General features: G+C 63.1%; 25 protein-coding genes and 4 pseudogenes. 22 read left to right on the plus strand and 7 right to left on the minus strand.

Features of this window, described 5'->3' with window-relative positions; all coding sequences use genetic code 11:
* The first annotated feature begins 2 nt into the window (after positions 1-2).
* From ACYRGX_RS12950 to ACYRGX_RS13000, 11 genes and pseudogenes are all read left to right on the plus strand, one after another.
* Positions 3-440 carry a hypothetical protein gene (locus tag ACYRGX_RS12950; protein ID WP_473052884.1) on the plus strand — a complete coding sequence of 146 codons (438 nt, stop codon included), beginning with the start codon at positions 3-5 and terminating at the stop codon, positions 438-440.
* An 11-nt stretch (positions 441-451) separates the two neighbouring features.
* Positions 452-643 carry a hypothetical protein gene (locus tag ACYRGX_RS12955; protein ID WP_473052885.1) on the plus strand — a complete coding sequence of 64 codons (192 nt, stop codon included), beginning with the start codon at positions 452-454 and terminating at the stop codon, positions 641-643.
* 38 nt (positions 644-681) lie between these two features.
* Positions 682-1,437 carry a phage tail tube protein gene (locus ACYRGX_RS12960; RefSeq protein ID WP_473052886.1) on the plus strand — a complete coding sequence of 252 codons (756 nt, stop codon included), beginning with the start codon at positions 682-684 and terminating at the stop codon, positions 1,435-1,437.
* 63 nt (positions 1,438-1,500) lie between these two features.
* A pseudogene (locus ACYRGX_RS12965) lies at positions 1,501-1,596 on the plus strand (DUF4124 domain-containing protein); the annotation flags it as partial.
* A 147-nt stretch (positions 1,597-1,743) separates the two neighbouring features.
* Positions 1,744-2,130, plus strand: a complete 387-nt coding sequence (locus tag ACYRGX_RS12970) for a hypothetical protein (RefSeq protein WP_473056759.1) — start codon at positions 1,744-1,746, stop codon at positions 2,128-2,130.
* Positions 2,131-2,209: 79 nt separating this feature from the next.
* Positions 2,210-6,001 carry a tape measure protein gene (locus tag ACYRGX_RS12975; RefSeq protein WP_473052887.1) on the plus strand — a complete coding sequence of 1,264 codons (3,792 nt, stop codon included), beginning with the start codon at positions 2,210-2,212 and terminating at the stop codon, positions 5,999-6,001.
* Positions 6,001-6,411: a hypothetical protein gene (locus ACYRGX_RS12980; RefSeq protein ID WP_473056686.1), complete on the plus strand. Its 411-nt coding sequence runs from the start codon at positions 6,001-6,003 to the stop codon at positions 6,409-6,411. The genes ACYRGX_RS12975 and ACYRGX_RS12980 overlap by 1 nt, the downstream gene beginning before the upstream one ends.
* A 54-nt stretch (positions 6,412-6,465) precedes the next feature.
* On the plus strand, positions 6,466-10,065 hold the full coding sequence (locus ACYRGX_RS12985) for a hypothetical protein (RefSeq protein WP_473052888.1): 3,600 nt from the start codon (positions 6,466-6,468) through the stop codon (positions 10,063-10,065).
* Entirely contained in the window at positions 10,065-11,249 is a 1,185-nt protein-coding gene (locus tag ACYRGX_RS12990; RefSeq protein WP_473052889.1) for a hypothetical protein, read from the plus strand. The genes ACYRGX_RS12985 and ACYRGX_RS12990 overlap by 1 nt, the downstream gene beginning before the upstream one ends.
* On the plus strand, positions 11,246-13,126 hold the full coding sequence (locus tag ACYRGX_RS12995; protein ID WP_473052890.1) for a hypothetical protein: 1,881 nt from the start codon (positions 11,246-11,248) through the stop codon (positions 13,124-13,126). Before ACYRGX_RS12990 ends, ACYRGX_RS12995 begins: the two co-directional genes overlap by 4 nt.
* A complete protein-coding gene (locus ACYRGX_RS13000) occupies positions 13,114-13,350 on the plus strand; it encodes a hypothetical protein (RefSeq protein WP_473052891.1) in 237 nt (78 codons plus the stop codon). The genes ACYRGX_RS12995 and ACYRGX_RS13000 overlap by 13 nt, the downstream gene beginning before the upstream one ends.
* 14 nt (positions 13,351-13,364) lie before the next feature.
* Here ACYRGX_RS13000 and ACYRGX_RS13005 read toward each other — a convergent pair whose 3' ends face one another.
* The gene (locus tag ACYRGX_RS13005) at positions 13,365-13,562 is read right to left on the minus strand and encodes a hypothetical protein (protein ID WP_473052892.1); all 198 of its coding nucleotides are present in this window, start codon (positions 13,560-13,562) and stop codon (positions 13,365-13,367) included.
* Between the two features lie 50 nt (positions 13,563-13,612).
* On the opposite strand from ACYRGX_RS13005, the gene ACYRGX_RS13010 reads away from it, so the two are divergent.
* The 11 genes and pseudogenes from ACYRGX_RS13010 (at position 13,613) to ACYRGX_RS13060 (ending at position 23,183) form a co-directional block, all read left to right on the plus strand.
* The gene (locus ACYRGX_RS13010; RefSeq protein ID WP_473052893.1) at positions 13,613-14,242 is read left to right on the plus strand and encodes a glycoside hydrolase family 19 protein; all 630 of its coding nucleotides are present in this window, start codon (positions 13,613-13,615) and stop codon (positions 14,240-14,242) included.
* Positions 14,239-14,724, plus strand: coding sequence for a hypothetical protein (locus tag ACYRGX_RS13015; protein WP_473052894.1), 486 nt, complete (start codon positions 14,239-14,241; stop codon positions 14,722-14,724). Before ACYRGX_RS13010 ends, ACYRGX_RS13015 begins: the two co-directional genes overlap by 4 nt.
* A pseudogene (locus tag ACYRGX_RS13020) lies at positions 14,648-14,821 on the plus strand (hypothetical protein); the annotation flags it as partial. The gene ACYRGX_RS13015 and the pseudogene ACYRGX_RS13020, both read left to right, overlap by 77 nt.
* Positions 14,822-14,966: 145 nt before the next feature.
* On the plus strand, positions 14,967-15,770 hold the full coding sequence (locus ACYRGX_RS13025) for a DNA adenine methylase (protein WP_473052895.1): 804 nt from the start codon (positions 14,967-14,969) through the stop codon (positions 15,768-15,770).
* A gap of 58 nt (positions 15,771-15,828) precedes the next feature.
* Positions 15,829-16,011 carry a hypothetical protein gene (locus ACYRGX_RS13030; protein WP_473052896.1) on the plus strand — a complete coding sequence of 61 codons (183 nt, stop codon included), beginning with the start codon at positions 15,829-15,831 and terminating at the stop codon, positions 16,009-16,011.
* A gap of 46 nt (positions 16,012-16,057) precedes the next feature.
* Positions 16,058-18,007 (plus strand): ATP-dependent nuclease, encoded by a 1,950-nt coding sequence (locus tag ACYRGX_RS13035; RefSeq protein ID WP_473052897.1) that lies wholly within the window; start codon positions 16,058-16,060, stop codon positions 18,005-18,007.
* Positions 18,000-19,733 carry a UvrD-helicase domain-containing protein gene (locus ACYRGX_RS13040; RefSeq protein WP_473052898.1) on the plus strand — a complete coding sequence of 578 codons (1,734 nt, stop codon included), beginning with the start codon at positions 18,000-18,002 and terminating at the stop codon, positions 19,731-19,733. Before ACYRGX_RS13035 ends, ACYRGX_RS13040 begins: the two co-directional genes overlap by 8 nt.
* 153 nt (positions 19,734-19,886) lie before the next feature.
* Complete coding sequence (locus ACYRGX_RS13045; protein WP_473052899.1) at positions 19,887-20,312, plus strand: hypothetical protein; 426 nt, start codon at positions 19,887-19,889, stop codon at positions 20,310-20,312.
* Between the two features lies 1 nt (position 20,313).
* The gene (locus tag ACYRGX_RS13050) at positions 20,314-21,159 is read left to right on the plus strand and encodes a hypothetical protein (protein ID WP_473052900.1); all 846 of its coding nucleotides are present in this window, start codon (positions 20,314-20,316) and stop codon (positions 21,157-21,159) included.
* 648 nt (positions 21,160-21,807) lie between these two features.
* The gene (locus tag ACYRGX_RS13055; protein WP_473052901.1) at positions 21,808-22,113 is read left to right on the plus strand and encodes a hypothetical protein; all 306 of its coding nucleotides are present in this window, start codon (positions 21,808-21,810) and stop codon (positions 22,111-22,113) included.
* Positions 22,114-22,367: 254 nt separating this feature from the next.
* Complete coding sequence (locus ACYRGX_RS13060) at positions 22,368-23,183, plus strand: hypothetical protein (protein ID WP_473052902.1); 816 nt, start codon at positions 22,368-22,370, stop codon at positions 23,181-23,183.
* A gap of 301 nt (positions 23,184-23,484) precedes the next feature.
* On the opposite strand, the pseudogene ACYRGX_RS13065 reads toward ACYRGX_RS13060, so the two are convergent.
* From ACYRGX_RS13065 to ACYRGX_RS13090, 6 genes and pseudogenes are all read right to left on the minus strand, one after another.
* Positions 23,485-23,802, minus strand: a pseudogene (locus tag ACYRGX_RS13065) (cupin domain-containing protein); the annotation flags it as partial.
* Between the two features lie 87 nt (positions 23,803-23,889).
* Positions 23,890-24,144 (minus strand): di-heme oxidoredictase family protein, encoded by a 255-nt coding sequence (locus ACYRGX_RS13070; RefSeq protein ID WP_473052903.1) that lies wholly within the window; start codon positions 24,142-24,144, stop codon positions 23,890-23,892.
* Between the two features lie 35 nt (positions 24,145-24,179).
* Complete coding sequence (locus ACYRGX_RS13075; RefSeq protein ID WP_473052904.1) at positions 24,180-24,467, minus strand: c-type cytochrome; 288 nt, start codon at positions 24,465-24,467, stop codon at positions 24,180-24,182.
* 382 nt (positions 24,468-24,849) lie between these two features.
* A complete protein-coding gene (locus tag ACYRGX_RS13080; protein ID WP_473052905.1) occupies positions 24,850-25,392 on the minus strand; it encodes a putative natural product biosynthesis protein in 543 nt (180 codons plus the stop codon).
* 103 nt (positions 25,393-25,495) lie between these two features.
* Positions 25,496-25,837, minus strand: a pseudogene (locus tag ACYRGX_RS13085) (DUF2946 family protein); the annotation flags it as partial.
* Positions 25,834-26,262, minus strand: a complete 429-nt coding sequence (locus ACYRGX_RS13090; protein WP_473052906.1) for a hypothetical protein — start codon at positions 26,260-26,262, stop codon at positions 25,834-25,836. The pseudogene ACYRGX_RS13085 and the gene ACYRGX_RS13090, both read right to left, overlap by 4 nt.
* Positions 26,263-26,362 lie beyond the last annotated feature (100 nt).

Consider the following 26,362-nt stretch of genomic DNA (forward strand, 5'->3'; position numbering starts at 1 on the left):
CCATGCCCATCGACATGCAATCCGCCATCGTCGCCGAGGTGCTCGCGCGCCTGGCTGCCGTGGAATCGTTCGGCGAGCTGGTGCAGGAAGACAGCGTCCTGCGCCTGCTCGACGACGAGGACGAAGGACTGCCCGACGATTTCATCATCGTGCAGCCCGGCCCCACCGAGGAGCTCGAGCGCGTTGGCCCCGGCCAGGTGCGCGAGCGGCTGACGTTGTCCCTGGTGGCCATCACCAAGCGGCGCGCGTTCGCCCCCGCGCTGCGTACCGCCCGGCTGGGCATCAAGTGCGCGCTGTCCGGGGTCAAGGGCGGGCTCACCGTCGCCGGTGTCACCCAGGTCGGGTTCCAGAACGAAACGCCCATGCCACCCGGCGACGGGCGCCGCTGGGCCTGCCACGTCATGCCGTTCCAGGTCACCTACGCCCAACCCCTCAAATAGCGGAGGCTCCCATGCCCGAGATCACCATCAACACCCCGTTCAACTACCAGGCCGGCGGCACGGTCGTGCCCTATCCCAAGGGTAAGCAGCAGGTCCCCCAGGCGGTGGCCGAGCATGCCTGGGCCCGTGGCTTTGCCGAAAAGCCCAAGGCCACGGCCGCCGCCAAGGCTTCTGCCGAGAAGGACAGCGCCGCCAAGGCCTGATCCCTCACCTACAACCCCTGAACCTCTAGGAGCCCGACATGGCCCAGGTTGACCGCAGCTTCATCGGCGAGGGCATCATCTACGCTCGCCTCTACCAGTCGCAGGACGCGCTGATCGATATCGGCAACTGCGACGTTTTCAGCATCGCCTTCGAGAGCGATCGCCAGACCCTCCCGAACTACCGCGGCGGCGGCGGTAACCGCAACGTGCATGAGCGCGTCACTGACGTGACCTCGACCATCGGCATGTACGACCTCACCGCCACCAACATCGCGCGCGTGACGCGCTCGACCATCAGCGCCATCGCCGAAGGCACGGTGACCGCCGAAGCCTGCATCGCCGGCGGCGTCGAGGGCGAACTGATCCCGTTCCGTCACCTGCCGGACCTGAGCCAGCCGGTGGTCGTTCGTGCCGCAGGGGGTGAAGACCCGCTGCAGCCCGGCACCGACTACCTGCTGACCCCGCACGGCATCATCCGCACCGGCTCCAGTGCGATCACCGCGGCGGGAGTTGAGGTCGATTACACCCGGCTGAAACAGTCGGCGATCCAGATGCTCAACGGCACCGCCCAGGAGCTGGAACTGTACATCGCCGGCCTCAACGACGCCCAGAGCGGCGAGCCCTTCGCCCTGCGCCCGCGCCGCGTGAAGTTCGGCATGCTCAGCGAGCTGGCCGTGCTCGGCCAGGAATACGCCCGCCTGGAAGGCCCCGCCGAGCTGCTCGCCGACCCGCTGGTGACGGCCAACGACATCTCCCAGTTCTGCGAGATGGAAGTGCTCGATAAGGCGGCTTGAGCAGCATGGTGATGATAGGCTCCCTCCTTGGTGAACGGGGAGGGAGTCCCAATGCGTACGATCATGTTCGGATTGCTCGTCTGCAGCACACCGCTCTATAGCGCTCCGATATACAAATGCACTGATGAGCAGGGTCGAATTGGCTTCTATGATCGCCCTTGCGAAGGAACCCTTGCTCAGGGAGATGAGGGGCGTGTAGACAGCGCTGGGTTGCCTCTAATCGAGCCGCGTTTTCGCGCAGATGTCTCCGCAATGCTTGATCGTCTCTCACGAGAACACTCCAGGTGCAGGCAGAAGCTGGACCCCATGACTGCCGGTCGATCATCGGGCAGCGGTACCTCTGATAACCCGGTGTTTTTCGTTCAGTGTGGGGGTGGCCCCACTCCCGAGGTCGTACGGTTTACGCTCAAGGAAGCACAAGCGGGCGTAGTGCCGGCGGCAGCGCAGGCGATAGAGCAGTCGGAAGCAATGAAGAAGTGCAGGACTGCTGCCAGGGATCGCGCCGCTAATCCTGGTTCCTTGGATTTCTCGGTCATCCTGCATTCCAATTTCATCGCGCGCCCTAACGGCAATGCGACCTATAGCACGCGATTCACGGTCGAGAATGCGTTTGCCCAGGAGAGAGAGTATTTCATCCAGTGCCGGTTCGAGGGGACGCAACTCGTAGATGTAACGGTCAAGCCGGCGAGCTAACGCCACTTCTGGCAAGTCTCACAGCTCACTATTGTTGGCCCCGCCTCGGCGGGGTTTTTTATTGCGTGGAGAAAACCCCATGGCCATCAAGGACCGCCTGATTCAGTTCGTCCTGCGCGGCAAGGACGAGCTGTCGCAACCTGCGGGCAAAAGCTCGAAAGCGCTGCAGGAGCTGACCGCCAAGACCGAAGAACTGAACAAGGCGTTCGACCAGGCTAAGGACGCGCGCGGCTTGGCCGCGCAACTGGGGCAGACCGAGCGTGACCTGCAGCGCGCCGAGCGCACCGTGGAGCGCACGCAAGCGTCGGTGCAGTCCCTGCGTGATGCTCTGGATAAGAACCCAGGCAGTGCCGGCCTACAGGCCTCGTTGAAGGATGCCCAACGGGAATCGAACCGAGCAGCTCGCGAGCTGGATCGCTTGCGCGCGACCCATGCCGAGCAGGAGGCTGCGGCAAAGGCCGCTGGTATCGATACGGCCAACCTCGCCCGCGAAGAGAAGCGTCTGGCGACCGAAGTCGATCGCGCCCAGGCCGAGGTGCGTGAGCACAATGGCCGCCTGCGCGAGCTGCAGCGCGAGGAGGCCCGCGCCGCTCGTGGCGCGGCTGAGCATCAGTCCCGCGTCGAGACGCTGCGTGGCTCGATGTCCCGTGGCGCCCGCCAGGTGCTGGCCTTTGCCGCTGCGTATGTGTCGCTCAACGCCGCCGCCAACCTCATCGGTCGTGGGCTGCGTACGGTGCGCGATGGCATCTACGCGATGCTCTCCACCGGCGATGAGTTCGAGGGCCTGCAAACCCGCTTCACCTCGCTGATGGGTTCGGTCGAGGCTGGCCAGCAGGCGACCGCCTGGATCAAGCAGTTCGCCAAGGACACGCCCCTGCAATTGCAGGAGGTGTCGGAGGCCTTCGCGCTGATGCGTTCCTACGGGCTCGACCCGATGGATGGCAGCATGCAGGCCATCACCGACAAGGCCGAGCAGCTCGGTGGCGGCATGGAGCGCCTCACCGGCATCAGCACCGCCCTGGGCCAGGCCTGGGCGAAGCAGAAGCTGCAGACCGAGGAGATCCTGCAACTGGTCGAGCGCGGCGTGCCCGTCTGGGAGCTGCTGGCCAACGTCACCGGCAAGAATGCCGCCCAGTTGCAGGACCTGGCGACCAAGGGTCGCCTGGGCCGCGATGTCATCCGTGCGCTGATCGACGAAATGGGCAAGAGCGCCAAGGGTGCCGCTGCGGCGAACATGAGTCGCCTGTCGGGCCTGGTCAGCAACCTGCAGGACACCTGGACGAATTTCCTCGATCGCATCGCCAAGAGCGGCGCGCTGGAATTCGCCAAGGGCAAGTTGCAGGAATTGGCGGATACCATCGACGAGATGGACCGTGATGGCCGCCTGGACGCTCTGGCGCAGAGTCTCTCCGATGCGTTCATCCAAGGTTCAAAGCGTGTTGAGGAGTTCGGCGCTCGCTTGCTGGAGGTCGATTTCAGCCAGCTTGTCGATCAAAGCACCAATTGGTTAAGGAACTTTGGTTCTTCAATCGACAAGACGGCGCGTGCTGTAAGCCTGGCAATCGCTCCGATCCGCACGGCTATCAACCTGCTCACAGCGGGAATCTCCACGCTGGGCGTGATGAGCTCTGCTGTGTTCGGTACGACGCTTACGTTAGCTAGCAAGCTCGCCAAGCTGATCCCGAATATTTTCGGCGGGGAGAAAGTCGTCTCTGGCCTGGAGAAGGCGCGTGACGCTGCTTTCTCTCTCACCCGCATGTTGGCCCGGCAGATAGGGCAGGACGCTGCCGATATCGCCAATAGCTGGAGTGCCGTTGCCGGCAGCGTAGAGGACAGTGCAGAGCGACAGGTGTCTGCGTTTACTGACTCCGCCCGGAGAAGCACCCAGGTTCTAAAACAAAGTGCCGATGAGATCGGCGAGCATTTTCGGCAGCGGATCGCCAGTATAGAAAACGCTATGGCTGCTATCTCGTTTGCAGAGACTCAGCAGCAACTGGCGCAGGTAGAAAAAGGGCTGATCGACGCCCGCCGTGAAGAGCGCCTCTCGGCCGAGGAGTTCACGCGTGCAATGGAGGCGCTATCTCTGCGTAAGGCCTTCGTGCAGCCTGCAACTGCGGCTGCCGCGGCCGCTGATCAAATGAAAGCGTCGATAGCGGCTCTGCGAGCGGAACAGGCATTAGCGGAAGCCCAATATCGCAAGGAGGAAATCTCGCTGGAACAGTGGCAGCAGCGCCACAACGCAGCGGCTGCTGAGATTCTTCGTTTAGGCACTGCCACAAGGGACACGACCGGAAGGCTCGCTGAGCTGCGGGCCGAGCAACAACAGGCCGAGGCCGAATATCGCAAAGGCAGCATCACCCTGGAGCAGTGGCAGCAGCGGCACAATGCTGCAGCGGTAGGCATCCAGCGCTTGGGGGCCGCTACGTCAGAAGCGGAAGGGCGTGTAGCCGGGCTTCGTGCAGAACAGGAGCGGGCCGAGGCCGAATATCGCAAGGGCAGCATTACCTTGGAACAGTGGCAACAGCGCCACAATGCGGCAGCGGTCGAAATTCGAGAGTTAGGGAAGGCGACGAATGAGGCGGCTACCAGCGCGGTAGACCTTGACGACGCTCTAAGCGACCTCGCCTCTGTGCAGTCCGCCATCTCCAGCGCCCAGACCGATGTCGACATCAACAAGATCCGCACGGCCCTGCGCAAACTCTACGGCGACGGCACCATCACAGCCCGCCAGTACAACGAGGAGCTGACCAAGCTCACGGCGCAGCAGCAGAAGCTCAAGGCCAGCCAGGACAACGCGACCAAGGGCCAGCAGGATCAGAACAAGGCGATGGAAGACGCCATCGTGACCTCAGAGGATCTGCGACGCGCCTCGGGCCAACGCATGGAAGAGGAACGCCGCGCCGGCGACGCGGCCATGCAGCAGCGCCGCAAGGAGTCCTCGGATGCCCAGCAGGATATGGGCGCCGCCGAGGAGTTCTTCTCCGGTGTGATGAGCCGCGCCCGCGAGCCCCTGGCCGCGATGAGCCAGGAGGCGCTCGCCGCGTTCGATGCGCTGAACAAGATCAGCACCGCGAATGTGCAGCTGGACACCAGCAGCCTCGGCGCCACCCGCACCTCGCTGCAACAAGCCACCGCCGCGCTGCGGGAAATGCAGGCGGCTGCGGCACAGTCCGTCAACATGACCAGCCTCGGCAAGTGGATGGTGCAGACACAGCTGCAAAGCCAAAAGCTCCAGGTCGAGTTCCTCGGCCAGAAGGCGCAGTTGCAGTCGCTGATGCAAGGCTACGAGAACGGCACCACCAACCTGCGCGATTTCGTGCGTGCCGCCAGCGGCGCCCGAAACAACCTGGGCCTGCTCAACGACTCCGACCTGCGGCAGCTGGAGTCGGCCATCCAGGCCGCGAAAGACCGGATGCAGCAGTTGCAGGAAAGCAGCGCCTCTACGTTGCAGAGCCTGCGAGAGGAACTGATGGGCCTGCGCGGTGAAACCGATGCACTGGAGCGCAGCCAGTTCCGCTCGCGGATGAACGATCTGCAAGCCCAGCTCGCCGAGGCCAACAAGAACGGCGACGCGCAGTCCATGGCCAACATCACGCGGGCCATGTCCACCCTGCGCGAGATCCAGGCCGAGACCGAGCAGCAACGCCAGGCCGAAGAGCAGAAGCAACGCGTGGAGGGCCAGCAGGCGGAGGCGGGCGCTGCGCCGGCGGATGCCACGCCGGCGGCGCGACAGCAGTCCACACCGGCACCGGCCAAGGTCATCCGCCTGGAAACCAAGGGCGGCCAGGCGCTGGATGTAGGCCTGAGCAATGACAGCGACGAAACCAAGCTGCTGAGCATCCTCGAGGAAGCCGGCATGAGGGCGATTTGATGGCGGCGATCCTGCTGGACGAAATCGAGCTGGACGACCAGTTCGAGTGGACCGACGAATTCACGTGGTCCCCCGTGGAGCAGAGCCAGGAACGCAGCTGTTCCGGCGCGCTGCATGTGCAAGAGGGCGTCAAGTTGTACGGCCGCCCGATCACCCTGGCCGCCAATGGCGGCGTGTGGACGCCGCTGTCCGTGCTGCGGCAACTGGAGGCAATGCGCGACGAGCGTGGGCGCGTCATGCAGCTCACCCTGGCCGACGGCCGCCAGCACAGCGTCATCTGGAACCATGCGGAAACACCCCTGGAGGCACGCCAGGTCTGGCGCAAAGTGGCACCCACGGCGGGGCACCCGTATGAGCTGACGTTGCGTCTGCTCACGGTAGCGCCACCGGATACCGAAACCACTGACTGACACGACCCCGCCACCTGGCGGGGTTTTCATTTTCTGAGCTGGAGTTAGCCCGCGATGACCATCGCCCGCACCGACGTCAAGCTGCTCAAGTCGCAGCGCCTCACCGACGAGAACGACGGCGGCGGCCGCGCCACCGGTAACGCCATCGTCGATGGTGAAGTGAACAACCTGTTCCCCGACATCAGCCGCCTCGATCGCACCACCGGCCGCATCAATCTGCGCAAGGTGTTCGCCGGCGTGGTGACCAACAACGACGACACCTACCTCGGCGCCCACGCCATCGTCACCGAAGCGCCGGCCGATCCACGCGTGTCCGTGCTGCTGTTCAACACCGGCTCGCAGACCGACGAGCGCGCCGATGCGCGGGACGCCATTGAAAGCTACATGGCGGCCGCCAGCGCCGCGCCCTTCGAGCTACTGGGCAACCAGTTGGCCGGGCAGCGCGCGATCATGTGCGTGCAGCGCGAGGAGCAGCGCGTGCCGGAGATCGGCGAGGTCTACCAGCTCTCGGGCGTCAACGGCACCCAGTACGTGCGTATCGCGGGCGTAGAGCAGCGCATCGAACAGTTCACCTACGAATACAGCGGCACCTCCAGCGGCAGCTTCATCAACTTCACCCGGCGCACGCTTGAACTGGCGTTGTCCGGGCCGCTGCTCTACCTGTTCCCCGGCGGCCAGCCGACCCCGGCCGGCACCAGCACGCTCGCATTGAGCGGGGAGGTGAAAAGCCAGGTGCTGACGACTCAGGTGGCGGATGCCGCGCGTTACTACGGCATCAGCCCACTCGCCGCCGCCGTGGCCGAAGGCGCGTTGTCGCTGCGTGTGCAGAGCGTCTACAGCCAACTGGTACCCAGCACCACCAAAGAGTCGGCGCTGGTCGATCTGCTCGCCGGCTACCAGCGCCAGGTCTACCTGCCGGCCGGCCCCGCACGCACTGTCTCGCTCAGCGTAGCGGCTGCGGCCGCGGGCGGCACGTCGCGCACCTTCCTGGGCACCGGCTGCGCACCGGGTACCCTGCAACTGAGCATCAATGGCGGCGTCTACGTCGACGACAGCAAGGGCGGCCTGCGCTACAGCTCCGGCAGCAACTGGCTGAGCAGCGGCACCGTCGACTACCAGACCGGCGAGATCAACCTCGCCCGCCCCGGCACGTCCTGGACCGGCACCGCCTCGGCCAGCTATCGCCCCGGCGCGGCGGCCACCGGTGAAACGATCACCGGGGAGCAGGAGGTCACCCTCGGTAACCGCGGCTACGTGTACACCCTCAACCTGTCCCAGGCGGTACCGCGCGCCGGCACGCTATCGGTCAGCTACATGGCCCTGGGTAAATGGTACGAGCTGCGCGACTACGGCGACGCCACGCTGACCGGGGAGGGCGCCGGTACCCTGAACCTGGCCACCGGCAGCGTCTCGATCACCCTCAATGCATTGCCGGACGTCGGCAGCTCGTTGATCTACAGCTACATCAGCAGCGCCGACAATGCCGTCACCCAGCGCACCGGCGGGAGCGTCACGCCGACGCTGGAGGTGCGCCATACCCTGCCGGGCGACGAGCAAGCGCTGTTGCCGGGGTCGATCACCGTCACCTACCTGGCCGGCAGCCAGACGTTGACCCTGACCGACAACGGCTATGGCGTGCTCTCCGGCAGCGGGGGCAGCGGCACCGTGGCCTACGGCACCCGCGAGGTGGTGATGGTGCTCACCGCCACGCCTTCGGCGGGTATCCAGTACGGCTACCGCTCGGGCGTGATGATCAGCGGCAGCGCGAATACCACCAGCGACAGCACCGGTATGGCCGCGTTTACGCTGCCGGGTGCGCCCCTGGAGCCGGGGAGCGTCAACCTCAGTTGGATGTGTACCCAGCGCCAGGCCGCGCCGGCGCTGAACTGGGACGTGATCGAGGCGGGCAATGTGTTGCCCGTCTACGACACCACCCGCGACGTGGCGCAGACCGCCCAGGACGATGGCCAGGGCGGCTGGCTGGACGGGCGCGTCGGCAGCATCGACTACACCACCGGCACCGTCACCTTGCAGGTCGCGCAGCTCTACGACTACAAGGAGTACGTCTACACCAACCGCGCCAAGAACAACGATTTCAGCGGGCGCGGTACCGAGCCGGTATTGGTCACCACCACCGTGCAGCAGCGTGAAGGATTCGCCGGGTTGCTCACTATTCGCGCCCTGCAGGCCGGCGCGGATGTCGCCGAGCAAACGGCCAGCCAGGCCGCACCGGCGATCACCCTCAACCTGCTGCCCGGCGTCGGCGAGGCCATCATTCCCGGTAGCCTGCTGTTCAGTTGGGCCGGCTCGCTGTTCTGCGACCGCTCGGGTGTGCTGTATCGGGATATCGCCAGCAACACCAACGGCGGTACGGCGGTCGGCAGCATCGACTACGTCAGCGGGCGCGCCACGCTCACCAGCTACACCGGCAATGCCAGTGGTGCGGCTACGTTGCTGGCGTGCCTGACCACCGCCGTAGGCTTCAGCGTCACCGCCGCCACCTGGCGTACGCCCGGCGCGCCGCTGCGCCCTGGGAGCCTGCAGGTGACGGCGGTGCGGGCGGACACCGCCGAGGTCATCACCGCCACGGCGAATGCCAACGGTGAGTTCGAACACGCGGTCATCCACGGCAGCGTGGACGTGGCCACCGGCATCGTCCGTGCGGAGTTCACCACGGACCCGGACGACGAGTCGGGCGAGTCCGACGTGCCGGTGATCCCGGTGCTCACCCGCTACAACGGGGTGGTGCAGACGCAACTGCCGCTGGATGCCGGCCTGCTGGGCCTGGACCCGGTACGCCTGCCGGCGGATGGGCGCGTGCCGATCTACCGCGCCGGCGAGGTGCTGGTGGTGCATCACACCGCGACCACCCCGGTGGCGGCGCCCAGCGCGGGTGACACCTTGGTGCTGACGCGGCAACGCCAGGCCGAGATCTGGGTGGAGGACGGCGACGGCCTGGAGTTGCGCGAGGCCAGCTACAGCGTCGACCTGGAGGCCGGCACGCTCACCTGGGCCAACCCCCTGGTGCTGCAAGACGAGGAGGGCACGCCGCTGTCGCTGCCGTTGCGGGTGCATGACCGTGTCGAGCACATGGCGCTGTGCACCGAGGTGCAGATTACCGGCGAGGTTGCCATCAGCTCGCCGCTGCCGTGGGACCTACCGGCCGACGAGACGCACGTCTCCAGCGCGGTGGCCTGGAGCGACCTGCAGTCGCGCATCCACACCTGGTTCACCCAGCAGACCTGGAGCCAGGGCGCGCCGAACTGGACGGATACCCCCAGCGGCAACACCACCACCGCGCAGTACAACAGCCTGAGCTATCCGCCGGTGATCACCAATGCCGGCGGCATCGACGGGCGCTGGGCGCTGGTGTTTACCAGCAGCACGGCGTTCCAGGTCGTCGAAGAGGCGCTGGGGGTCATTGCCACCGGCAACATCAACACCGACTGCATGCCCGTCAACGCGCTGACCAACGAGCCGTATTTCACCATCCTGGCCGCGGGCTGGGGGACCGGGTGGGCGACCGGTAACGCCGTGCGCTTCAACACCGACTCGGCTTTGGGGCCGATGTGGGTGATTCGCACGGTGGTCAGTGGGCAGGGCACCGTCGATGACGACCAGTTCAAATTGCAAATCAGGGGAGACGCAGACTGATGGCCATGCTGGGCAGCGGTACCGCCGAAGACCCGTATCTCATCACCACCGCGCAGGATTTGCGCGACATCGACAACGCCCCGAGCGCCTATTACTCGCTGCTCAACGACATCGAACTGACCGGCGAGTGGATTCCGCTCGGGGCCTTTTCCGGCTCGCTCGAAGGGAATGGCCATGAGATCCACGGCCTCGAATTTTCCAATGTGGCCGGGTTGTGCGGGTTGTTCACCCAGTTCGACAGCGCGCGGGTGAAAGAGCTGGTGGTCGCGACATCGGAGCTAGGGTTGTCGTCGACCGGTAGCAACTACATGGGCATCCTGGTTGGCAACATGAACGGCGGATGCAAGCTGTACCGCGTGCTGGTGCGCGGGCGCATTCGCTCCACCTATCGCGCCGGTGGTCTCGCAGGCCGTGCGGCTAGTGTCAGCACGGCCTTGGGCGCGGAGATCACTGAATGCGGTGCCTTCGTCGAGATGAGCAGTGGCTCGAACGTCGGCGCCCTGGTGGGCTATCCCTATAGCGGCTGGCGCTACACGGCCAACGTCTACAGCAACCAGGTCGTGAGTGACGGCGGTGGTCTGAGGATCAGCGCTCCGGATGCGATTTCGGAGTACCCAATCCAATGGGATTTCAAACGCATCTATGAAATCGTCGACGGCTATCCCGCGTTTCGCACCCTGGACCAGGGCAGCGACACCACCCATGGCTTCGACCTGCCGGATGCCGGCGGCGCAACGGTCGCGGCCACGGTGAGGGTGGACTCGCTACCGGCGCGCCGGCGTGTGGTTGCCATCAGCCAGGCGAATCAGGTTGTGGAGACGCCACTGGGGCAAGTGGTGCAGCCGGTCGTTGTGGGGGCGGGGCTGACCGATGACAGCGGCGCGGTGGAAATCCCGCTGACGGGTTACGTCGACGAGGTATTCCTGCTCGCGCTCGATGATTGGCCCGCCGAGTGGGCGCCGGAGGAGACCTACGCGGTGGGCGACCTGCGCCGCCCGAGCGTATTCGCCGGCGTCACCTATGAATGCATTGCCGATGGTGTGGGGGCAGCGACCGAGCCCGAATGGTGGCCGTATTCCCAGTCGGCGAACAACGGCTATGTGGGCACCGCGCTGTTTCGTGCCCGTCGCTACTACCGTCCTTTGGCACATGGCCCCATCCGGCCCGAGGTAAGCACGGAATGACGTACATCCCGCCGGTCTCGCCCGTCTTCGACCTCGCGGGCGAGGCATACGTACCACCGGCGGCGGCGGCATTCGCGTTCATCGACACCAGTAGCGACTATGTGCCGATGCTCACCCGCAGCGTGCGCTCGGGCTGGGCGCGCGCCCGACCCGTCGATGCGAGGGCTGCGGGGGCTGGCTGGCTGCGCACGGCCTCGGCGGATCGCGAGAGTCGCAATGCGTGGAGTTCAGGCCTGCGCGCCGATCTGGCGCGCAGTCTGCCCTGGGACCGGCTCTATCGGCACGATGCGCTGGCCCAGGCTGACTGGGGCGCGGCCAACGCTGCCGACTCGGCACAGCCGGCGCTGCCCTGGAGTGCGGTACCGGTGTGCGATAGCGGCTACGGGGCCGCATGGGACCGTAGCATCAGGGCTCGAAACCTTCGCCTGCGGTTGCTCTACAACCCGGCGCCACCGGCGCGCGATGTCCTTTCGCGCCTGCGCGCTCGCCGCTCGAATGAACACGGCCCTCGGTACGACGCAGCCCTGGCTCTGGCGCGCAGCCTGTATGTGCCGGGTAGCCCGCTGGACTTTGCGTTCAGTGGTGCGCTGTACCGGCCGAGCACGACACCGGAGGTGTTCTTCGACTTCCGCTACAGCGCCGAGGCGCCCCCGATTCAGCCGACGGACATGCGCCCCGGGCGCGTGGCCTGGCAGTCGGCCCGGCGTTTGGGCCAACTGCTGCGTCTGTGCTGGGGCCGCGCCCGTGTGCTCGATGGCGCGCTGACCGGCATCAGCTACCCCGACTATCCGGGGCCTGTGGTCGTGCTACCCGATCCGCCCCCCGATCCCGAACTGCTGGACACCTACATGATCGCCAACACCGTGACCGTCGTCGTGCTGCCTGCGCGCACGCCGCTGGAGGTGCGCAACCTGCGCATCAGCCTCGACGCTGACTCGTTCTCCTGGTCGTTCTCGGCCGACATCTTCACCCGCGCCGCGCTGGACCTGGTGCGCCCGACAGCAGATGGCGCCACCGACCTTGAGGTGACGATCAACGGCTGGACCTGGGTTCTCATGGTCGAGCGCTACAACCGGCAACGGCAATTCGCCCGCGAGGCCTACAGCATCAGCGGCGCCACCCGCACCCAACTGCTCGCCGAGCCCTACGCACCCCAGCGAACGGGCCTCAATGCCGCGGCGATCAATGCCCGGCAGGTCGCCGATCAGCAGCTGCTGAACACCGGGTTCGCGATCGAGACCTGGACCGCCGCGGACTGGACGTTCCCGGCCGGCGCCGCCAGCTACCAGAGCCAGACGGCGATGCAGGTCATCGCCCGCCTGGCCGAGACCGTCGGCGCCGTGCTGCGGCCGGCGCGCACCGAGGATCGGCTGGAGGTGGTGCCACGCTATCCGCTCCCGCCCTGGCAGTGGGAAACCGAGGAAGCGCCGATCGCCCACATCATCCCGCCGGAGATCTACACCCAGCTTGGCGGCGAGTGGACCCCGCAGCCCGACTGGAACGCCTGCTACGTCAGCGGCACCAGCCACGGCGTGAGCATGTTGGTGCGCCGTGCCGGTACCGCCGGCGACGAAGCGGCGCCGGACGTGTTCGACGACTGGATCACCGGCCAGGAGGCCAACCAGGCGCGCGGCACCCACGAGCTGAGCAAGGGCGGGAACATCGAGATCGTCACGCTCACGCTGCCGCTGTTCCACGCCAGCGACGACAAGGGTGTGGGCCTGCTCTCCACCGCCACGCTGCTACGGGTGCCGGAGGAGGGTGGCGAAAGCTGGGTCGGGCTGTGCCTCTCGGTCGAGATCACCGCGGACGGCACCGGCGCGAGCCGCGTGCAGCAGCAGGTCAAACTGGAGCGACACCACCAATGGCAACAGTGAACCCCTGGAAACGCTTTATCGGCCTGCTGCCCGGCGGCGTGCGTACCGTCGCCACCGTCCGCAGCATCGACCCACTGACGGGCCTCAGCCAGGTGGAGCTACGCACCGGCACCCGCGTGACCGTGCGCGGCACCGACGTCGAAGTGGGTAGTCGGGCGTACATCGCCGACGGCACGATCACCGGCGTGGCGCCGGAGTTGGTGCATTACGACGTGGATGTGTGAGCGTCGCTCCGGGGCTAGCCGCCCTCGGCCTCGTACTCCATGGCCAGCAGGTCGAGTTGGTTCGCCAGACGTTCCAACTCGCGGACAACAGCGGCGTGATTGTTGGGATAGAAGAGCTCACCAGAAAGCACGTCGCTATCTGAAGGGATCGCATCTCTGATTGCCTGAGCCGCCCAACTGGCGGCGAAGGCGCGCACTCGCAGATTGACCATTTTCGCCTCACGCCCGGCCAATGCCGGGCTTTTTCGTTATGGGAGCTGACATGTCTATCACACAGCAGCAACTGCTGCGCATCCTTCCCAACGCCCGCAATGTCGCGGGCGTTTTTGTTCCTGCACTCAACGCGGCGATGGCTCGGTACCGCATCGACACCCGGCCCCGACAGGCCGCGTTCCTGGCGCAGATCGGCCACGAGTCCGCCCAGCTCACGAGGCTGGCCGAGAACCTCAACTACAGCGCCGAGGGCCTGGCGCGTACTTGGCCACACCGTTATCGCGGCTCGGACGGCGCGCCCAATGCCCTGGCGTGGCGCCTCGCTCGGCGGCCCGAGGCGATCGCAAACAATGCCTACGCGAGCCGGAACGGCAACGGCCCTGAGTCGAGCGGCGACGGCTGGCGTTTCCGTGGTCGCGGCGCGATCCAGACCACGGGTCGCGCCAACTACGCCGCCACGGCCGACGCCCTCGGCCTGCCGCTGCTCGACCGCCCCGAGCTGCTCGAGCAGCCGGAGCACGCCGCCATGGCCGCGGCTTGGTACTGGCAGGCGCACGGTCTCAACGAGCTCGCGGACCGGGATGACTTCAAGGGCATCACCCTTCGCATCAACGGCGGGACGAATGGGCTGGATGACCGTCTCGCACTGCGCGCCAGGGCTGTGGAGGTGCTGGCATGAGCCTCGCGACGCTCATCCCCGCGCAGTACCGCCTCGCCGCCCTGGCCTGCGCCGGCGTCCTGCTGCTCGTCGTTGGCGCGGGCCTCACCTGGTGGGGCCTCGCTCCGCGTATCGACCTGCAGGCACAGCGAGCAGACACGGCAGAGCAGGGCAGGGCAGACGCCCAGGCCATGGTCGAGCTACAGGCCGGCGTGCTCGCCGAGCAGCAACGCACGCTGGGCCGCCTGGCCGACGTCGACCGCGCGATCCAGCAGCTCGGCCAGCAGATCACCAGCAACAAATCTGCCCAGGACCGGGCATTTCAGGAGCTGAAACGCAATGACCAAACTGTCGCTGAGTACCTGCGCGGCGCTGTGCCTGCTGCTCTTGGCCGGCTGTACGCCCGCCCCGAAACCACCGACCCCGGCGCCTACCGCGCCACGGATGCAGTGCAGCCTGGTGCCGTGCCTGCTGCCGGCGCGGCCGGCGCTGATAACGAATGACGACTGGCGTCAGGCCCTCGACGACACCGAGGGCGCGCTCCAGCAGTGCGCCCTGCAGACGCTCCGCTGCATCAACGTGCAGCGCGAGCAGCAATAGAAGGGGCGACGGGCCCAGGTGCGCCAACACCTGAGCCCGACGCCAGACCCGCAGACCATACCTGCAAGCCCAGCCCAGGCCCCTGCCTCGTGCACGAAGCGCGGGGAGCCTAACACCTGTTTATTCATACAGTAAAGGCTTGCAAATGACCCAGCCCGTTATCCCCTGGCAGGGCGGCAAACGCCGCCTGGCCGACCGCCTCATCCCGCTTTTCCCCTCCCACGAGTGCTACGTCGAGGCCTTCGCCGGCGGCGCCGCACTGTTCTTCCTGCGCCCGCAGCCCGCCCGCGTCGAGGTGTTGAACGACATCAACGGCGACCTGGTGGCGCTCTACCGCGTCATCCAAAACCACCCCGAAGAGTTCGTGCGCCAGTTCAAGTGGGTGCTCTCCAGCCGGCAGCATTTCGACTGGCAGAAGGTCACCCGCCCGGAAACCCTGACCGATATCCAGCGCGCCGCCCGGTTCTTCTACCTGCAGCACCACGCCTTCGGCGGCAAGGTCTCCGGCCAGACCTTCGGCACGGCGACCACCGGCCCGGCGCCGAACATCATGCGCATCGAAGAGAATCTCTCTGCCGCCTGGCAGCGGCTTTCCGGCGTCTACGTCGAGCACCTGCCCTGGCTGGAATGCGCGCAGCGCTACGACCGCCCCCACACCTTCCACTACATGGACCCGCCGTACTGGGAGGTCGAGGGCTACGGCGTGGATTTCCCCTTCGACCAGTACCTGGCCATGGCCGGGTTCATGCGCTCATGCCAGGGCCGCGTGATGGTCAGCATCAACGACCACCCCGAGATCCGCCGCGCCTTCGAGGGCTTTCACATCGAGCGGATGGACATCCGCTACAGCTGCACCAATCAGCGCCAGGCCAAAGCCGAAACCACCGGCGAGCTGATCATCACGAACTGGGAACCCGCCTCGCTCGGCGGGCTGTTCGATGGTCTCTGATTCGCTTGCTGTGGGCCGGCACCAGAGCGTCAATGGTCCTACCGAAAAGGAGATCACCATGAACGCGAAAGAGCACCTGCAACCCCTCCCGACTGAAATTCTGCTGGCCATTGCGCGCGGGGAGGTCGACGCCCAAGCGCTGGCCGCCCAGCTCATCGCCGGGCGCGGGCTGGACCGGGAAGGTCGGTGGGTAGGGTTTGATCAGGCTGCGAGGCTTTGGAAGGAGCGGCGGGCAGGGTAAACCGCACTGGTTATCAAAGCCCGCATGTTTACCTCAAATCCGCTGAGTGCCGGGCGAGCTGTCGGGTATTGTGGAGTGCCGCCAGTGGCTGTTGCCGGTCAGAAGCAGACTTCACAGAGCGCGTGCCTACACCTTTAAATGTCACCATGTTTTCCCCTACATTGCCTTTCTTGGGGAAGCGTCGCTGACGCGGGCTTCAGGAGCTGATAAGAAAACCAAGGATGGACGCATTGATATGTTTCTGGCTGAACTGAATATTCGGAACTTTCGAAAGCTGCGTGACGTCCAGCTGCGTTTTCGACCTGGCCTGAATGTTCTGGTTGGTGCGAATAACGTCGGCAAGAGTGCTGTAGTCGATGCGCTACGAGCCCTGCTGGCTGGTTATGAAGAGCCATACCCCCGGTTCGGAGCTGAAGATCGGCACCGCTCACCGCAGAGAGAGCAGGCTGGAGACATTGAGTTCCACTATGTCTTCCGAGGGTTGGGCCCCGATGACGAGGCTGATTTTCTGGCCGCGCTCAAGCCCATCGCCGGTGGCCAAGCAGAAGCGCATTTCCATGTGTGTTACTCAGATGCCGACCAAGGGGGACGCTTACGAGTACGTCGCTGGTGTGGCGATCACCAAGAGGTGTCGCTGACTGCGGACATGATCGAGAACCTGCGAGGGGTCTATCTGCAGCCCCTTCGTGATGCAGCGCAAGGGCTGCGTCCAGGGCGGAACAGTCAGCTTTCGCGCCTGCTGCACCTACTGACAGATGATGCGGGGCGTGAAGGTATCAATGAAGCATTGCAGCGACTGGACAACGAGCTTCGGGATCACGCGCCTATTCGAGGCACGCAGACCGCAATTGCTGATCGCCACAATGCGATGCTCGGAGAGCAGCTGCGCCAAGCCCTCAACGTTGGACTGAGTGCTTCCGACTTTCAACGCCTGTCTACCAGATTGACGCTCTCCGTGGATGACTTCGAGCTCGAGCAGAACGGCCTGGGCTTCAACAACCTGATCTTCATGGCTGTGGTGCTCAGTGAGTTAGCCCGAAACTCTGATGCTGCGTACCGCGGCCTGATCGTGGAGGAGCCGGAGGCTCACCTGCATCCTCAACTGCAGGCGGTTCTGTTGAGATATCTGGCGAGCTTGCAAGAGGTGGAGGGGGAGCAGCCTGTTCAGCTCTTCGTGACGAGCCATTCACCCAACTTCGCCAGCAACGCAAATCTTGATTGCCTGGTTTGCTTGGTGGAGTCGGAAGGGCGCGTTGAGACGTTCTTCCCGCGCGAAGTAAGGTTTGGGAACGGTAAGCGGGAGAAGTTGGAACGCTATCTCGATGTCACCCGCGCGGAGCTGTTCTTTGCCCGGCGGGTTATTTTTGTTGAGGGGGCCGCAGAGATGATGCTCGTCGATGCCCTGGCCACCGCAGCAGGTTTCGACTTGCGTGGGCATGGAGTGAGCCTGATCAGCGTCGAGGGGCTCAATTTTGATTCCTTCCTTCCTCTGTTTGGCGAGAACGCGCTGAAGATTCCTGTCGCGTTGATCACAGACGCCGACCCATCAGGAGTCGTGGTTGCTGGTCAACCGGCCCAGCCCTTGTATCCAGCCTTGGGGACTGCCGTTCAGGTTTCCGACAATACCGCGAACATGCTTGAGCTAGAGGACAGGTACGTCCGCGTTTTCCATGGTGTTAAGACCTTGGAATACGATTTGGCTCTGCACCCAAACAATCGCACAGCTATGTTGAGTGCGTTGGCTGAGTTTCACCCTCAGATTGCTGAGGGTCTTAGGGGCGACGTCAATGCAGCCGCTGACGACGCAGCCAAAGCGCGGGCATTGTTCTGTGGAATGTTTGAACGTCCATCCACCCAGAAAAATGTGCAGAAAGGTCGCTTTGGTCAGAGCCTGGCCTATGTCATTGGGGAGGGGGCTGCGTGTGAGGTTCCGCCCTACATCCTCGATGCCATTGCTCATGTGTGCCAGATACAGGGGCAGAGGCTGGATGATTAAGCCATCCCCTGAACAGCAGCTCGTCATTGATGCTCCTTTGGTACCGCTAGCGGTTACGGCATGTGCGGGAAGTGGCAAGACGGCTACTGCGATTCAGCGTCTAGTTGAAATGCGCCGGCGCCTTGCTGGGGCGAAGGGGCGCATAGCACTGCTGTCATTCTCCAATGTGGCCGTAGAGACTTTTCGTCAGGGTTACCAAGAGCTTTCTCAGACCCTCCCGAGTGGCTCCGGTCGAAACAGGGTTGATATCGATACTCTGGATGGCTTTATCACGAACCAAGTCATGAGGGCTCATGCTCATCGAACTATGGGGGCTAACCAGACAGCCTTTCTAGTTACCGGCGGGGAGCCTTTTCTGGTGGGGTTTAATTGCCCAACGCGAAATCACCCGATACCTGCAAGCGATATCAAGGTTCGACTCAATGCAGGCCAGCCGCTTTTCTACTACACGGTCCATGGCAACGAGATGCCGCTCAATCAGGGGGATGCCTGCCGAGTGGTTGATCGATTGGGGCGCGTGGGTGCCTATACGCACGATCTGGGGCGCTATTGGTGCTACCGCGTCCTAAGCGAACAGCCTGTGGTATTAAGAGCTTTGGCTCGACGTTACCCTCATATCATCGTCGATGAGGCTCAGGACATTGGAGTCCTGCACCAGGAGCTTCTGGAGCTTCTGATCGGGGCTGGCGTGCAGGTGTCGCTGATTGGCGATCCAAATCAGGCGATCTACGAGTTCGCTGATGCCGACGGTCTCTTCTTGCGGAGCTACCATGAGCGAGATGGCGTTGCTCCGTACAGCTTGACTCGCAATTATCGTTCCTTACCTTCGATTCTCAGCGTTGCAAATCACCTTTCGGGAAGGGCAGATGCCCCCGATCGTGATGACGAACTCCCACCCCTAGGCGCCTACTTCATTGGCTATAGTGAGCAGGCGCTTCCACCACTGCTGGACGCTTTCCATGCAGAACTTGGTCGGCAAGCAATCAACCCAGATAGAGCTGCTGTCGTATGTCGTGCGGCTGCAATGGCCTCCAGGCTGTCAGGGGAGAGAGATCCCGAGGGACGGGGAGCAGTAAAGCTGTTTGCTGAGGCTGCAGTACTTCGAGATCGGTGCTCCGAGTTCCTGGGGGCATTCAGGATGGTCGCGCGTGGCATTGTCAGCCAGTTGGATGGCCCACCCCCTGGGCTGCTCAATAGGTTGAGTGGCGTCGCTCATGACCGTGAGTTGCGCCAGCTGCGACGTAGACTTTGGTTGTTTACCAGCGATCCTGCTCAAGGATTACCGGCTTCAAGTCTGCCAGCCTCAGGTCAATGGCTCCCTCTGCTGCAAGAACGAGTTGCTCAGCTACTTCGTGAAATCCATCGTGATTTTGGGCTGGCCACATTGGATGGGCTGACACGCCGGTTAACACGCGCCTTGCTGCCTGCCGGGCCGCTTAGTGCGGAGCTCGAGGGGGAGGTTGAGCAGGAGCCTAAGGCCAGGGTGAGAACCGTTCACCAGGTTAAAGGCGAAAGTATTGATGCTGTCTTGTATGTGGCCAATCGGGCCAACATCGAAGCTATGCTCAACGGCATGGATACTGAGGTAGGACGTATTGGCTATGTTGCTGTGACTCGCGCTCGCAACCTGCTTTGGTTGGCAGTACCGACGGCCGCCTTGCCTGCCCTGAGACCCCAACTGGAGCAGGCCGGATTTCTCGAGGCAGGCTTGGCACCAGGGGGATAACACGCATTACCGCTTGTGCTTATGACTGAGGCAACCTAATGCTGCAGGCACCTCGATTGAACGCTAAGCGCATCGCGGCACGTGAACACGGCTTCCAAGCGACGACGATATGCCATAATCCGCACTTGCGTGAACCACTTATAGGGATTCAAAGTGACCGATCTGCAGCAAGTTAAAGAGTCAATTAAAACCGTATCCAGCGACTACTGGACGACCCATGAGAAGCCGCTCCTGCTGAGCAACCTTCCAGCCGTACTTGAGGCGAAGGCACCGAACTACAAATCAATCTTGGGCTCACAGAGCCTCAAGTCGTTCATCAAAGAACATGCAAGTGAAATGGATGTCAGGCTCATCGAGCACCCGACTCACAAGGCGAAGGTGGCAGTAGCGCCGTCAACAGTAACCTTCGAATTTCTGGACGACAGCGCGCTAGAAGGCAAAGGCCTCAAGTCGCCTCGCTCAGCCCTGGGGGGAGAGAAGGCGGTGCTCGCGCTTCTCCGCTCGCTCTCTTCCCTGCCTGATAAGGAGCTGGATCAGGTAAACATTCCGGTGTCTGTACTCGTAAAAATGATTAAATGACATGCGCTGTGCAATCATTTTGGTCTCGGATGACCCGAGTGCCTGCGGAGTGTTTGATCGGGAAAAGGAAGCCTTGATCCCCCGATCGCTTCGTGACCTCAAGAGGATCAAGGCCATCGGTTTCGACTTCGTAACTAGCGTCTATAAACCTTCCTCTGCAAAATTTCCACTTATTCAGCACGTGCTTCATACCGCGAGGAATGCTCACGGCGTAGCAATCCTATGCGATAGCCGTAATCAACGGTTGACGGCCGAGGTTACAAACGCCTGCTTCGTCGCTACAGCGGAGTTCAACTCTGAGACAAGCAGCCACAGGAATGTCCTGCAAGCCACACTCACTCGCTTGATCAAGAACCTAGCCCACGTGTCTACTCACATGCGGAATGCAGGTAGCCGCAACGCGCTGCAACTCCCCTTCAGAAACTTCCGTGCGAATGAACTGAAAGCACTTGAGGATATATTTGCCTGCCACACACTTGCCCCGGAATTTGTTCAAACGCTTGATCTGGCCATCAGCAGCCTAAACCAACGCAGGAGGCCCAAGCGGAGGGAAAACTATCCCGACAAATACTACGTGGATGATAATGAAAGTTTCTTTTCCTACGGCAAAGAGCATCATTCTGAGCTGGAAACCGGTGCCTCCCATCTGCCGCTGTGTAAGCTAAATGGGAACTTCAGATTCGGCCACAAGATCTCTACTAACGAGCACTACAACGTGTCGAAGGACAGGGGAAAGAACGGGACAATATCCGGGTTTTTCAAGGACTGCCATGACCAGATAATGGAGATCAGAGAGAAGTCACACGTCAACGTGTTTTCGAACGACTATTGGACGTCGCCGAGCTGAAACGAAAAAGCGAGCCCTGCATAAAAGCATGGGCCCGCTTTTCTCGTGATACCTAGCTATAAAATTCCCTTCGCTGAACGCGGTAGCAGGTCATAGCCACACTAAACTTGGTTTTGGTGACGTTCCCAGCTACTGACATCCACACTGCCTGACCAGCCTCCAGTTTTTCATGGATCCCAGTCTGGACGAAGAGATTAGTAGATACCCGTACGAGTAGATTACACCTTTTGGGCACTGGATGCACCTTGCCAGAGGATTTCATGTCTGCTCATGGCTAGCTTGCATAGCTGCATCGCAGCCTATCCTACCTCCTCAGTCCATCACAGGGGATCAGCCCTCTAGCGTTCGGGCGATGACTGTCCCCCCTTATGGCCGATTGCAGCCGATGATGATGGGTAACCACCGGCCCCAAGCAGCTGTTCGTGAAAATTCATGGTGGTGCCTGCGAAATCAGTGGCAATTCGTCCATTGATCGAAATGCATGTCGAAAAAGACGTGTGACAAAAGTGCGACGAATTTTTGCTGAATAAGTTTAAGTCTTTGATTTTTAAATAATATTATATCTTGTATGTCCAATCCATCATCGGCGCAACGGAGAAGCGGCGGGACAGGGCAGGGCGCGTGGTAGAAGGGTTTGAGGCTTGGTGCATGGGGCTCTCGGTGCTGCGTGTTCTCAACGTGTTTTCGCGGGTTTCCGGGCCTTTTGAAAAGCTGGGGGCGCTGTGCCGCTCGAAATCGGGGCTGTACCACCGCGATAAGGACGTACCACTTCGGCCACGACCAGAGGGCCCACGTGCCGACGGCACCATCAGCTACACCGCTTCAGATCCGCGTCAAAAAGATGGGCTGCAAGTCTACACGGAGAGCCAAACGTTCGCCCGGAAGAAGACGGTCTGGGTCCGGCGGCACGAAGCCGAGCTGAGCGATTTCGTGCGTGCCGTCAGCGGTGCATGACACAACCTGGGCCTGCTCAACGATTCCGACCTACGGCAACTGGGAGTCGAGGCCCGACGAGCGCGGGCGTGTCATGCAACTCTGGAACCACGCGGAACGCCCCTGGAGGCGCGACAGGTCTGCGCAAAGTGGCGGCAGCGGCGGGGGCCTCTCATGAGCTGACGCTGCGCCTGCCCAGGGTAGTGCCCCAGTGATGCTGGCGGGCTGATGGCTCCTGAGCTATACGGGAAGGGCGTATCCAGGAGGGGTGCTCTATGAAGTGGATTCTATGGTGGCTGATGTGCGCGCAGTTGCTGGGGTGCGCAAAGATTCTTTCCAAGGGAGTGATCGCTCCTCCAACCCAAGCGGACCAGATAGTCGATGTGAAGGAGATCAAGCCAGAGAATTTCGATGGCCTGCTGCTGGAAATGCAGAAAGACAAAAATGGACGCAATGCGGGCTTGATGAGGCTGATGGGGTTATCCGACCTATCGTGCGGGAACTTCGTGTCACACCTCTACGGCCGGCGGGCGGTGACAAACGTGTGGTACAGCAACCTGACGACTGCCACGGCCGCCGCGGCTGCAATCGTTGGAGGGCGTGCGGCACAGAATCTCTCGGGGGTCTCCGCCGTATCCAACCAGGCCCGAAGTTCGATCAATAGTGAGATCTATGGTGGGGAGCTGATTCCCAACATCTCTGGTGAGATCTCGACCTTACGCAAAGCGAAGAGGGACGAAATCGTAGCCAACAGTGCGAAGACGCTCGCTGAATATCCCGCCGAGCAAGCGCTGAGTGATGTGATCCAACTTCACGAAATCTGCTCGATTCCCGTCGCGATGAACAGCTTGTTGCATAAAGCCAACACGCGGTCGGCGCCGTCGTTGAATGTCGATAAGGTCGTCGCGTCGCTGGATGATGCGATTGCGAAGGAACAAGCGCTATTGAACGAGTTGAAGCCGACCGCGACAGCCGCTGAGCTAGGCACGATACGAAGTCGAATGGCTGATCTGGTGGAGCAACGCAGCCTCGTGGTTCGCCTTTACGCAGTGCCGTTGCCAACCGACGCAAGCGTAGAAGCCACCGAGTAGCTCGCTGAGCTGCCCAGAGCCCCGGTCACGGGGCTTTTTCGCTCCAGTTGCTCAAGTCGCAGCGCCCGCCGACGAAAACGGCGGAGGCTGCCGCGCCCCGGGTAACGCCAACGTCGATGGCGAAGTGAACAACCTGCTCTCCGGCCGCCGTCGTCTCGATCGCTCCACCAGCCGCATTAACCTGCGCAAGGTGTTCGATTCATGAGTGCGCCTTCAGCTCGACGTCAACTGATTCGAGCGTGTCCGTGCTGACGGGACCCCGAGCTGTCGGAAGAGGCCGTGTATTTTCTCTTCGTGAATGTCAGTCATTACCGTAGTTCATTACCGAGAGCAGGCGGATCGGCACCTGCACTAATTTCTCGGGGCCATGCGGCACGTCGCCGTCGAAGGTCAGGCTGTCGCCGGCCTGCAGGTGATAGAGCTGGTTGCCGTGTCGATAGACCAGCTCGCCTTCGAGCAGATGGAGGAACTCGGTGCCAGGATGGGCAAAGGTGGGGAATTCCTCGCTGGCGTCATCCATGCTGACCATATAGGCCTCGAAGTTCTTCTTCGGCCCGCGTGTGTGGTTGAGCAGGTGGTAAGTGTGGCCTTTCTCTGTTCCGCGGCGGACCACCTCTACAGCCAGTTCACAGTGGCTGTTCCTTTCTGAGGTGAAGGCGCCCGGGCAGACACCCCGCCGCTCCTGTGCCGGGGAGGGGCAGGGCGCCTATGAGACGGTTGTGACTGATTGATTGCGGGCCGGTCGTTGGCTGCGGGCGGTTCGGCGTTCGCGACTGGAGAGACGCAATTCCTGTCCGTCTGCCAGAAACTCCCCACGGCCATCCGCCAGTCCTTCGCCCATGTCATGCAGCAGCAGGTCCGGGTAGGGATGGATTCGCTGCTCGGAAAGCTCCGGCTGGGCGACCTTGACGCTGGTGTAGGTGGGCCTGTGGCAGGCGGCGCAGCCGGTGTCGTGGAACACCTGCTTGCTGCGGCAGGTACCGATGCCGTGAGCCTTTACTGGGCCATCCAGGTGATGACGGCCTGGTAGTCCTCGGCCGTGCAGTCCATGCACAGACCGCGTGGCGGCATGGCGCTGAAACCCTCGGTGACATGCTTCACCAGGGTGTCCATGCCCTGTTGCATGCGGGGTTGCCACGCGGATGCGTCGCCTTTCTTCGGTGCGGTCGGTAGCTGGCCGTTGTGGCACATGCCACAGGCGCGGGTGAAGACGGACTGGGGCTCCTGGGCAGCCTGCGTCAGGCCCGCGGAAAGTAGGCCTGCCAGCAGTACGAGTGCTTTCATGATGACTCCTCATCGGGTGTGGCTCGTTTGTGTTGTGCACGGCAAAGCGAGGGTTTCCGCTCGGATGGCGGTTGTCCCGGTCCAGGGTTCTAAGCTGAGATTGCGGCGGGAGGTGGATCTGCCTCGGGGACCCGACCCCCTCCGGCGCAGTGCCCGCTGCGTCGAAGCAAGTCACTGAACGCGGGTCCCCAAGAGAGAGCCTGTATCGTGTGACAGCGCTGCGAAGCGCATCAGGACGTCCGTGGAAACGTCTATCCGCGTGCAGCCCTGACAGGCTAAGCAGGCCCCTCATTGCACTCAAACGCGACATTCCGCCACAGGCTTGTGGCGGGTGCTGTCGTGGCGGCCCTTGCTGGGTGGCCGTGGCGGAATGTCGCATTGGCTATTCCGGAATCCGCAGCCAGCGACGGAAGCCAGAGACGCCACCTCGACTCAGTGGCGACCAGGCGAAGTCGTAGCGCACCGGCGGTAATGCCTGCATGTCGGTGTGCTCCGTGAGCGCGCCTTTCCAGTCGATGACCGTGGCGGGTCTCAGACAGCAGGCTATAAGAATGCCCTGGGCAGCGCTGGCGTCGCTATTGACCCAGCGTGCCGCAGCGGCCGAGAGCAGACTTTCCACCTGCTCAAGAGTGACCTGCGGCGCGTAGTTGGAGAGCAGCAGCCAGCGACAAACGCTGATGTGAAACGTCCAGTCCTGAGCGGGCTGGCGGCGGTACGCCCAGATCATGAAGTTGCGGAATAGCTCGATACCTTCCGGTGGGTCGAGCTTGAGTAACTGCGGACAGAGATCGAAAAGCAGGTGCCAGTACGGTAATAGTCTGGAGTCGAGGGTGATGAACGAGCGCGCGTTGCTTGGATAGTCTGGGAAAAGCGGCTCGCCAACAAGGCGCTGCACCGGCGCTGAAAGCTTGATGAACGAATTCATGGGTCGTTTCCTGATCGGTTCGTCCCTGCGTACTGGGACTGGAACGGAGGCGCGTAGGGGCGCGCCCGGTAATGCGTTCAGGTGGACGACGTGGGGGGGCTCTTGAGCGCCGCTCGACCCGCCACGCGTGAGGCAGGTCGTGGTGCAGGATCGAGTCAGGCGCGATGTGTGCGACAGCGAGGCTCGGCGGCTCATCGTCGAAAGTGCCAAGCAGCGGGTTTTGCCACAGCAGCGAGCAATAGCCACAGGCGTCGAGCGGGCCTTGTTTGGGCTGGGTCTGCTTGGCGGCTGGCGCTTTCCCGGCGTGGTCGTGGCAGGCCAGTTCGTTAAGCCATGACCAGTCACTGTGCTTGGCGTGCAACTGCGCTGCCAGGGGTGTCAGCAGCATGAGCAGCATGGCCAGCAGGGCAAGTCGGCAGGCGAGCCCTTGCCAGACGCAGGTCACGGACGAGGCTCCCCGAGCATCTTCGCAGGCTCGGGCAGGGGCTTGCTCCTGCTACGGCGCAGGCGCCGCCAGCCGATCAGCGTGCCGCTGAGGCAGATGAGGAGCCCACCCAGGCTGAACAGGACGATCAGCCCTTCGCGGAGCCAAGGCAGGCTTAGCCGCGGTTGCAGAGCCCAGCTGTGGAGCAGGTTGAAGAGCCCGCGACCGATGCGTTGGCGGCGGTCATATTGGGCAACGCGCTCGCCGCTGGCCGGGTCCAGGTAGACCCAGGTGCGCTGGGCGTCGGCGAAGCGTAGGCGCAGCACTTGCCCATCCAGCAGTACTCGACTGTGACCGCGGGCATCCCTGGCCGGCAGGTAAGTCGAGCGAGCCAGACGCAGCCACGCCAAATCCACCACCGTCATTTCCTTGCGCAGACGCTGCAAGGCTTCGCGCGCCGGTAAGGGCGCGTCGTCCGCCCGCGGTACCCCAGCGCGCGGGTCAGGGCGTCATCTTGCGCCCAGGCGAGAGGAGCACCGCTGATGA

This window comes from Pseudomonas sp. R4-15 (assembly GCF_055768815.1).

Bases quoted from the DNA above. Each gene is read 5' to 3' on its own strand.
- ACYRGX_RS12990 (WP_473052889.1), top strand. From the start codon at position 10,065: ATGGCCATGCTGGGCAGCGGTACCGCCGAAGACCCGTATCTCATCACC.
- ACYRGX_RS12985 (WP_473052888.1), top strand. From the start codon at position 6,466: ATGACCATCGCCCGCACCGACGTCAAGCTGCTCAAGTCGCAGCGCCTC.
- ACYRGX_RS12950 (WP_473052884.1), top strand. From the start codon at position 3: ATGCCCATCGACATGCAATCCGCCATCGTCGCCGAGGTGCTCGCGCGC.
- ACYRGX_RS13050 (WP_473052900.1), top strand. From the start codon at position 20,314: ATGCGCTGTGCAATCATTTTGGTCTCGGATGACCCGAGTGCCTGCGGA.
- ACYRGX_RS12960 (WP_473052886.1), top strand. From the start codon at position 682: ATGGCCCAGGTTGACCGCAGCTTCATCGGCGAGGGCATCATCTACGCT.
- ACYRGX_RS12995 (WP_473052890.1), top strand. From the start codon at position 11,246: ATGACGTACATCCCGCCGGTCTCGCCCGTCTTCGACCTCGCGGGCGAG.
- ACYRGX_RS13000 (WP_473052891.1), top strand. From the start codon at position 13,114: ATGGCAACAGTGAACCCCTGGAAACGCTTTATCGGCCTGCTGCCCGGC.
- ACYRGX_RS12975 (WP_473052887.1), top strand. From the start codon at position 2,210: ATGGCCATCAAGGACCGCCTGATTCAGTTCGTCCTGCGCGGCAAGGAC.
- ACYRGX_RS13080 (WP_473052905.1), bottom strand. From the start codon at position 25,392: ATGAATTCGTTCATCAAGCTTTCAGCGCCGGTGCAGCGCCTTGTTGGC.
- ACYRGX_RS12980 (WP_473056686.1), top strand. From the start codon at position 6,001: ATGGCGGCGATCCTGCTGGACGAAATCGAGCTGGACGACCAGTTCGAG.
- ACYRGX_RS13005 (WP_473052892.1), bottom strand. From the start codon at position 13,562: ATGGTCAATCTGCGAGTGCGCGCCTTCGCCGCCAGTTGGGCGGCTCAG.
- ACYRGX_RS13025 (WP_473052895.1), top strand. From the start codon at position 14,967: ATGACCCAGCCCGTTATCCCCTGGCAGGGCGGCAAACGCCGCCTGGCC.
- ACYRGX_RS13040 (WP_473052898.1), top strand. From the start codon at position 18,000: ATGATTAAGCCATCCCCTGAACAGCAGCTCGTCATTGATGCTCCTTTG.
- ACYRGX_RS12955 (WP_473052885.1), top strand. From the start codon at position 452: ATGCCCGAGATCACCATCAACACCCCGTTCAACTACCAGGCCGGCGGC.
- ACYRGX_RS13060 (WP_473052902.1), top strand. From the start codon at position 22,368: ATGAAGTGGATTCTATGGTGGCTGATGTGCGCGCAGTTGCTGGGGTGC.
- ACYRGX_RS12970 (WP_473056759.1), top strand. From the start codon at position 1,744: ATGACTGCCGGTCGATCATCGGGCAGCGGTACCTCTGATAACCCGGTG.
- ACYRGX_RS13030 (WP_473052896.1), top strand. From the start codon at position 15,829: ATGAACGCGAAAGAGCACCTGCAACCCCTCCCGACTGAAATTCTGCTG.
- ACYRGX_RS13010 (WP_473052893.1), top strand. From the start codon at position 13,613: ATGTCTATCACACAGCAGCAACTGCTGCGCATCCTTCCCAACGCCCGC.
- ACYRGX_RS13075 (WP_473052904.1), bottom strand. From the start codon at position 24,467: ATGAAAGCACTCGTACTGCTGGCAGGCCTACTTTCCGCGGGCCTGACG.
- ACYRGX_RS13055 (WP_473052901.1), top strand. From the start codon at position 21,808: ATGGGGCTCTCGGTGCTGCGTGTTCTCAACGTGTTTTCGCGGGTTTCC.
- ACYRGX_RS13015 (WP_473052894.1), top strand. From the start codon at position 14,239: ATGAGCCTCGCGACGCTCATCCCCGCGCAGTACCGCCTCGCCGCCCTG.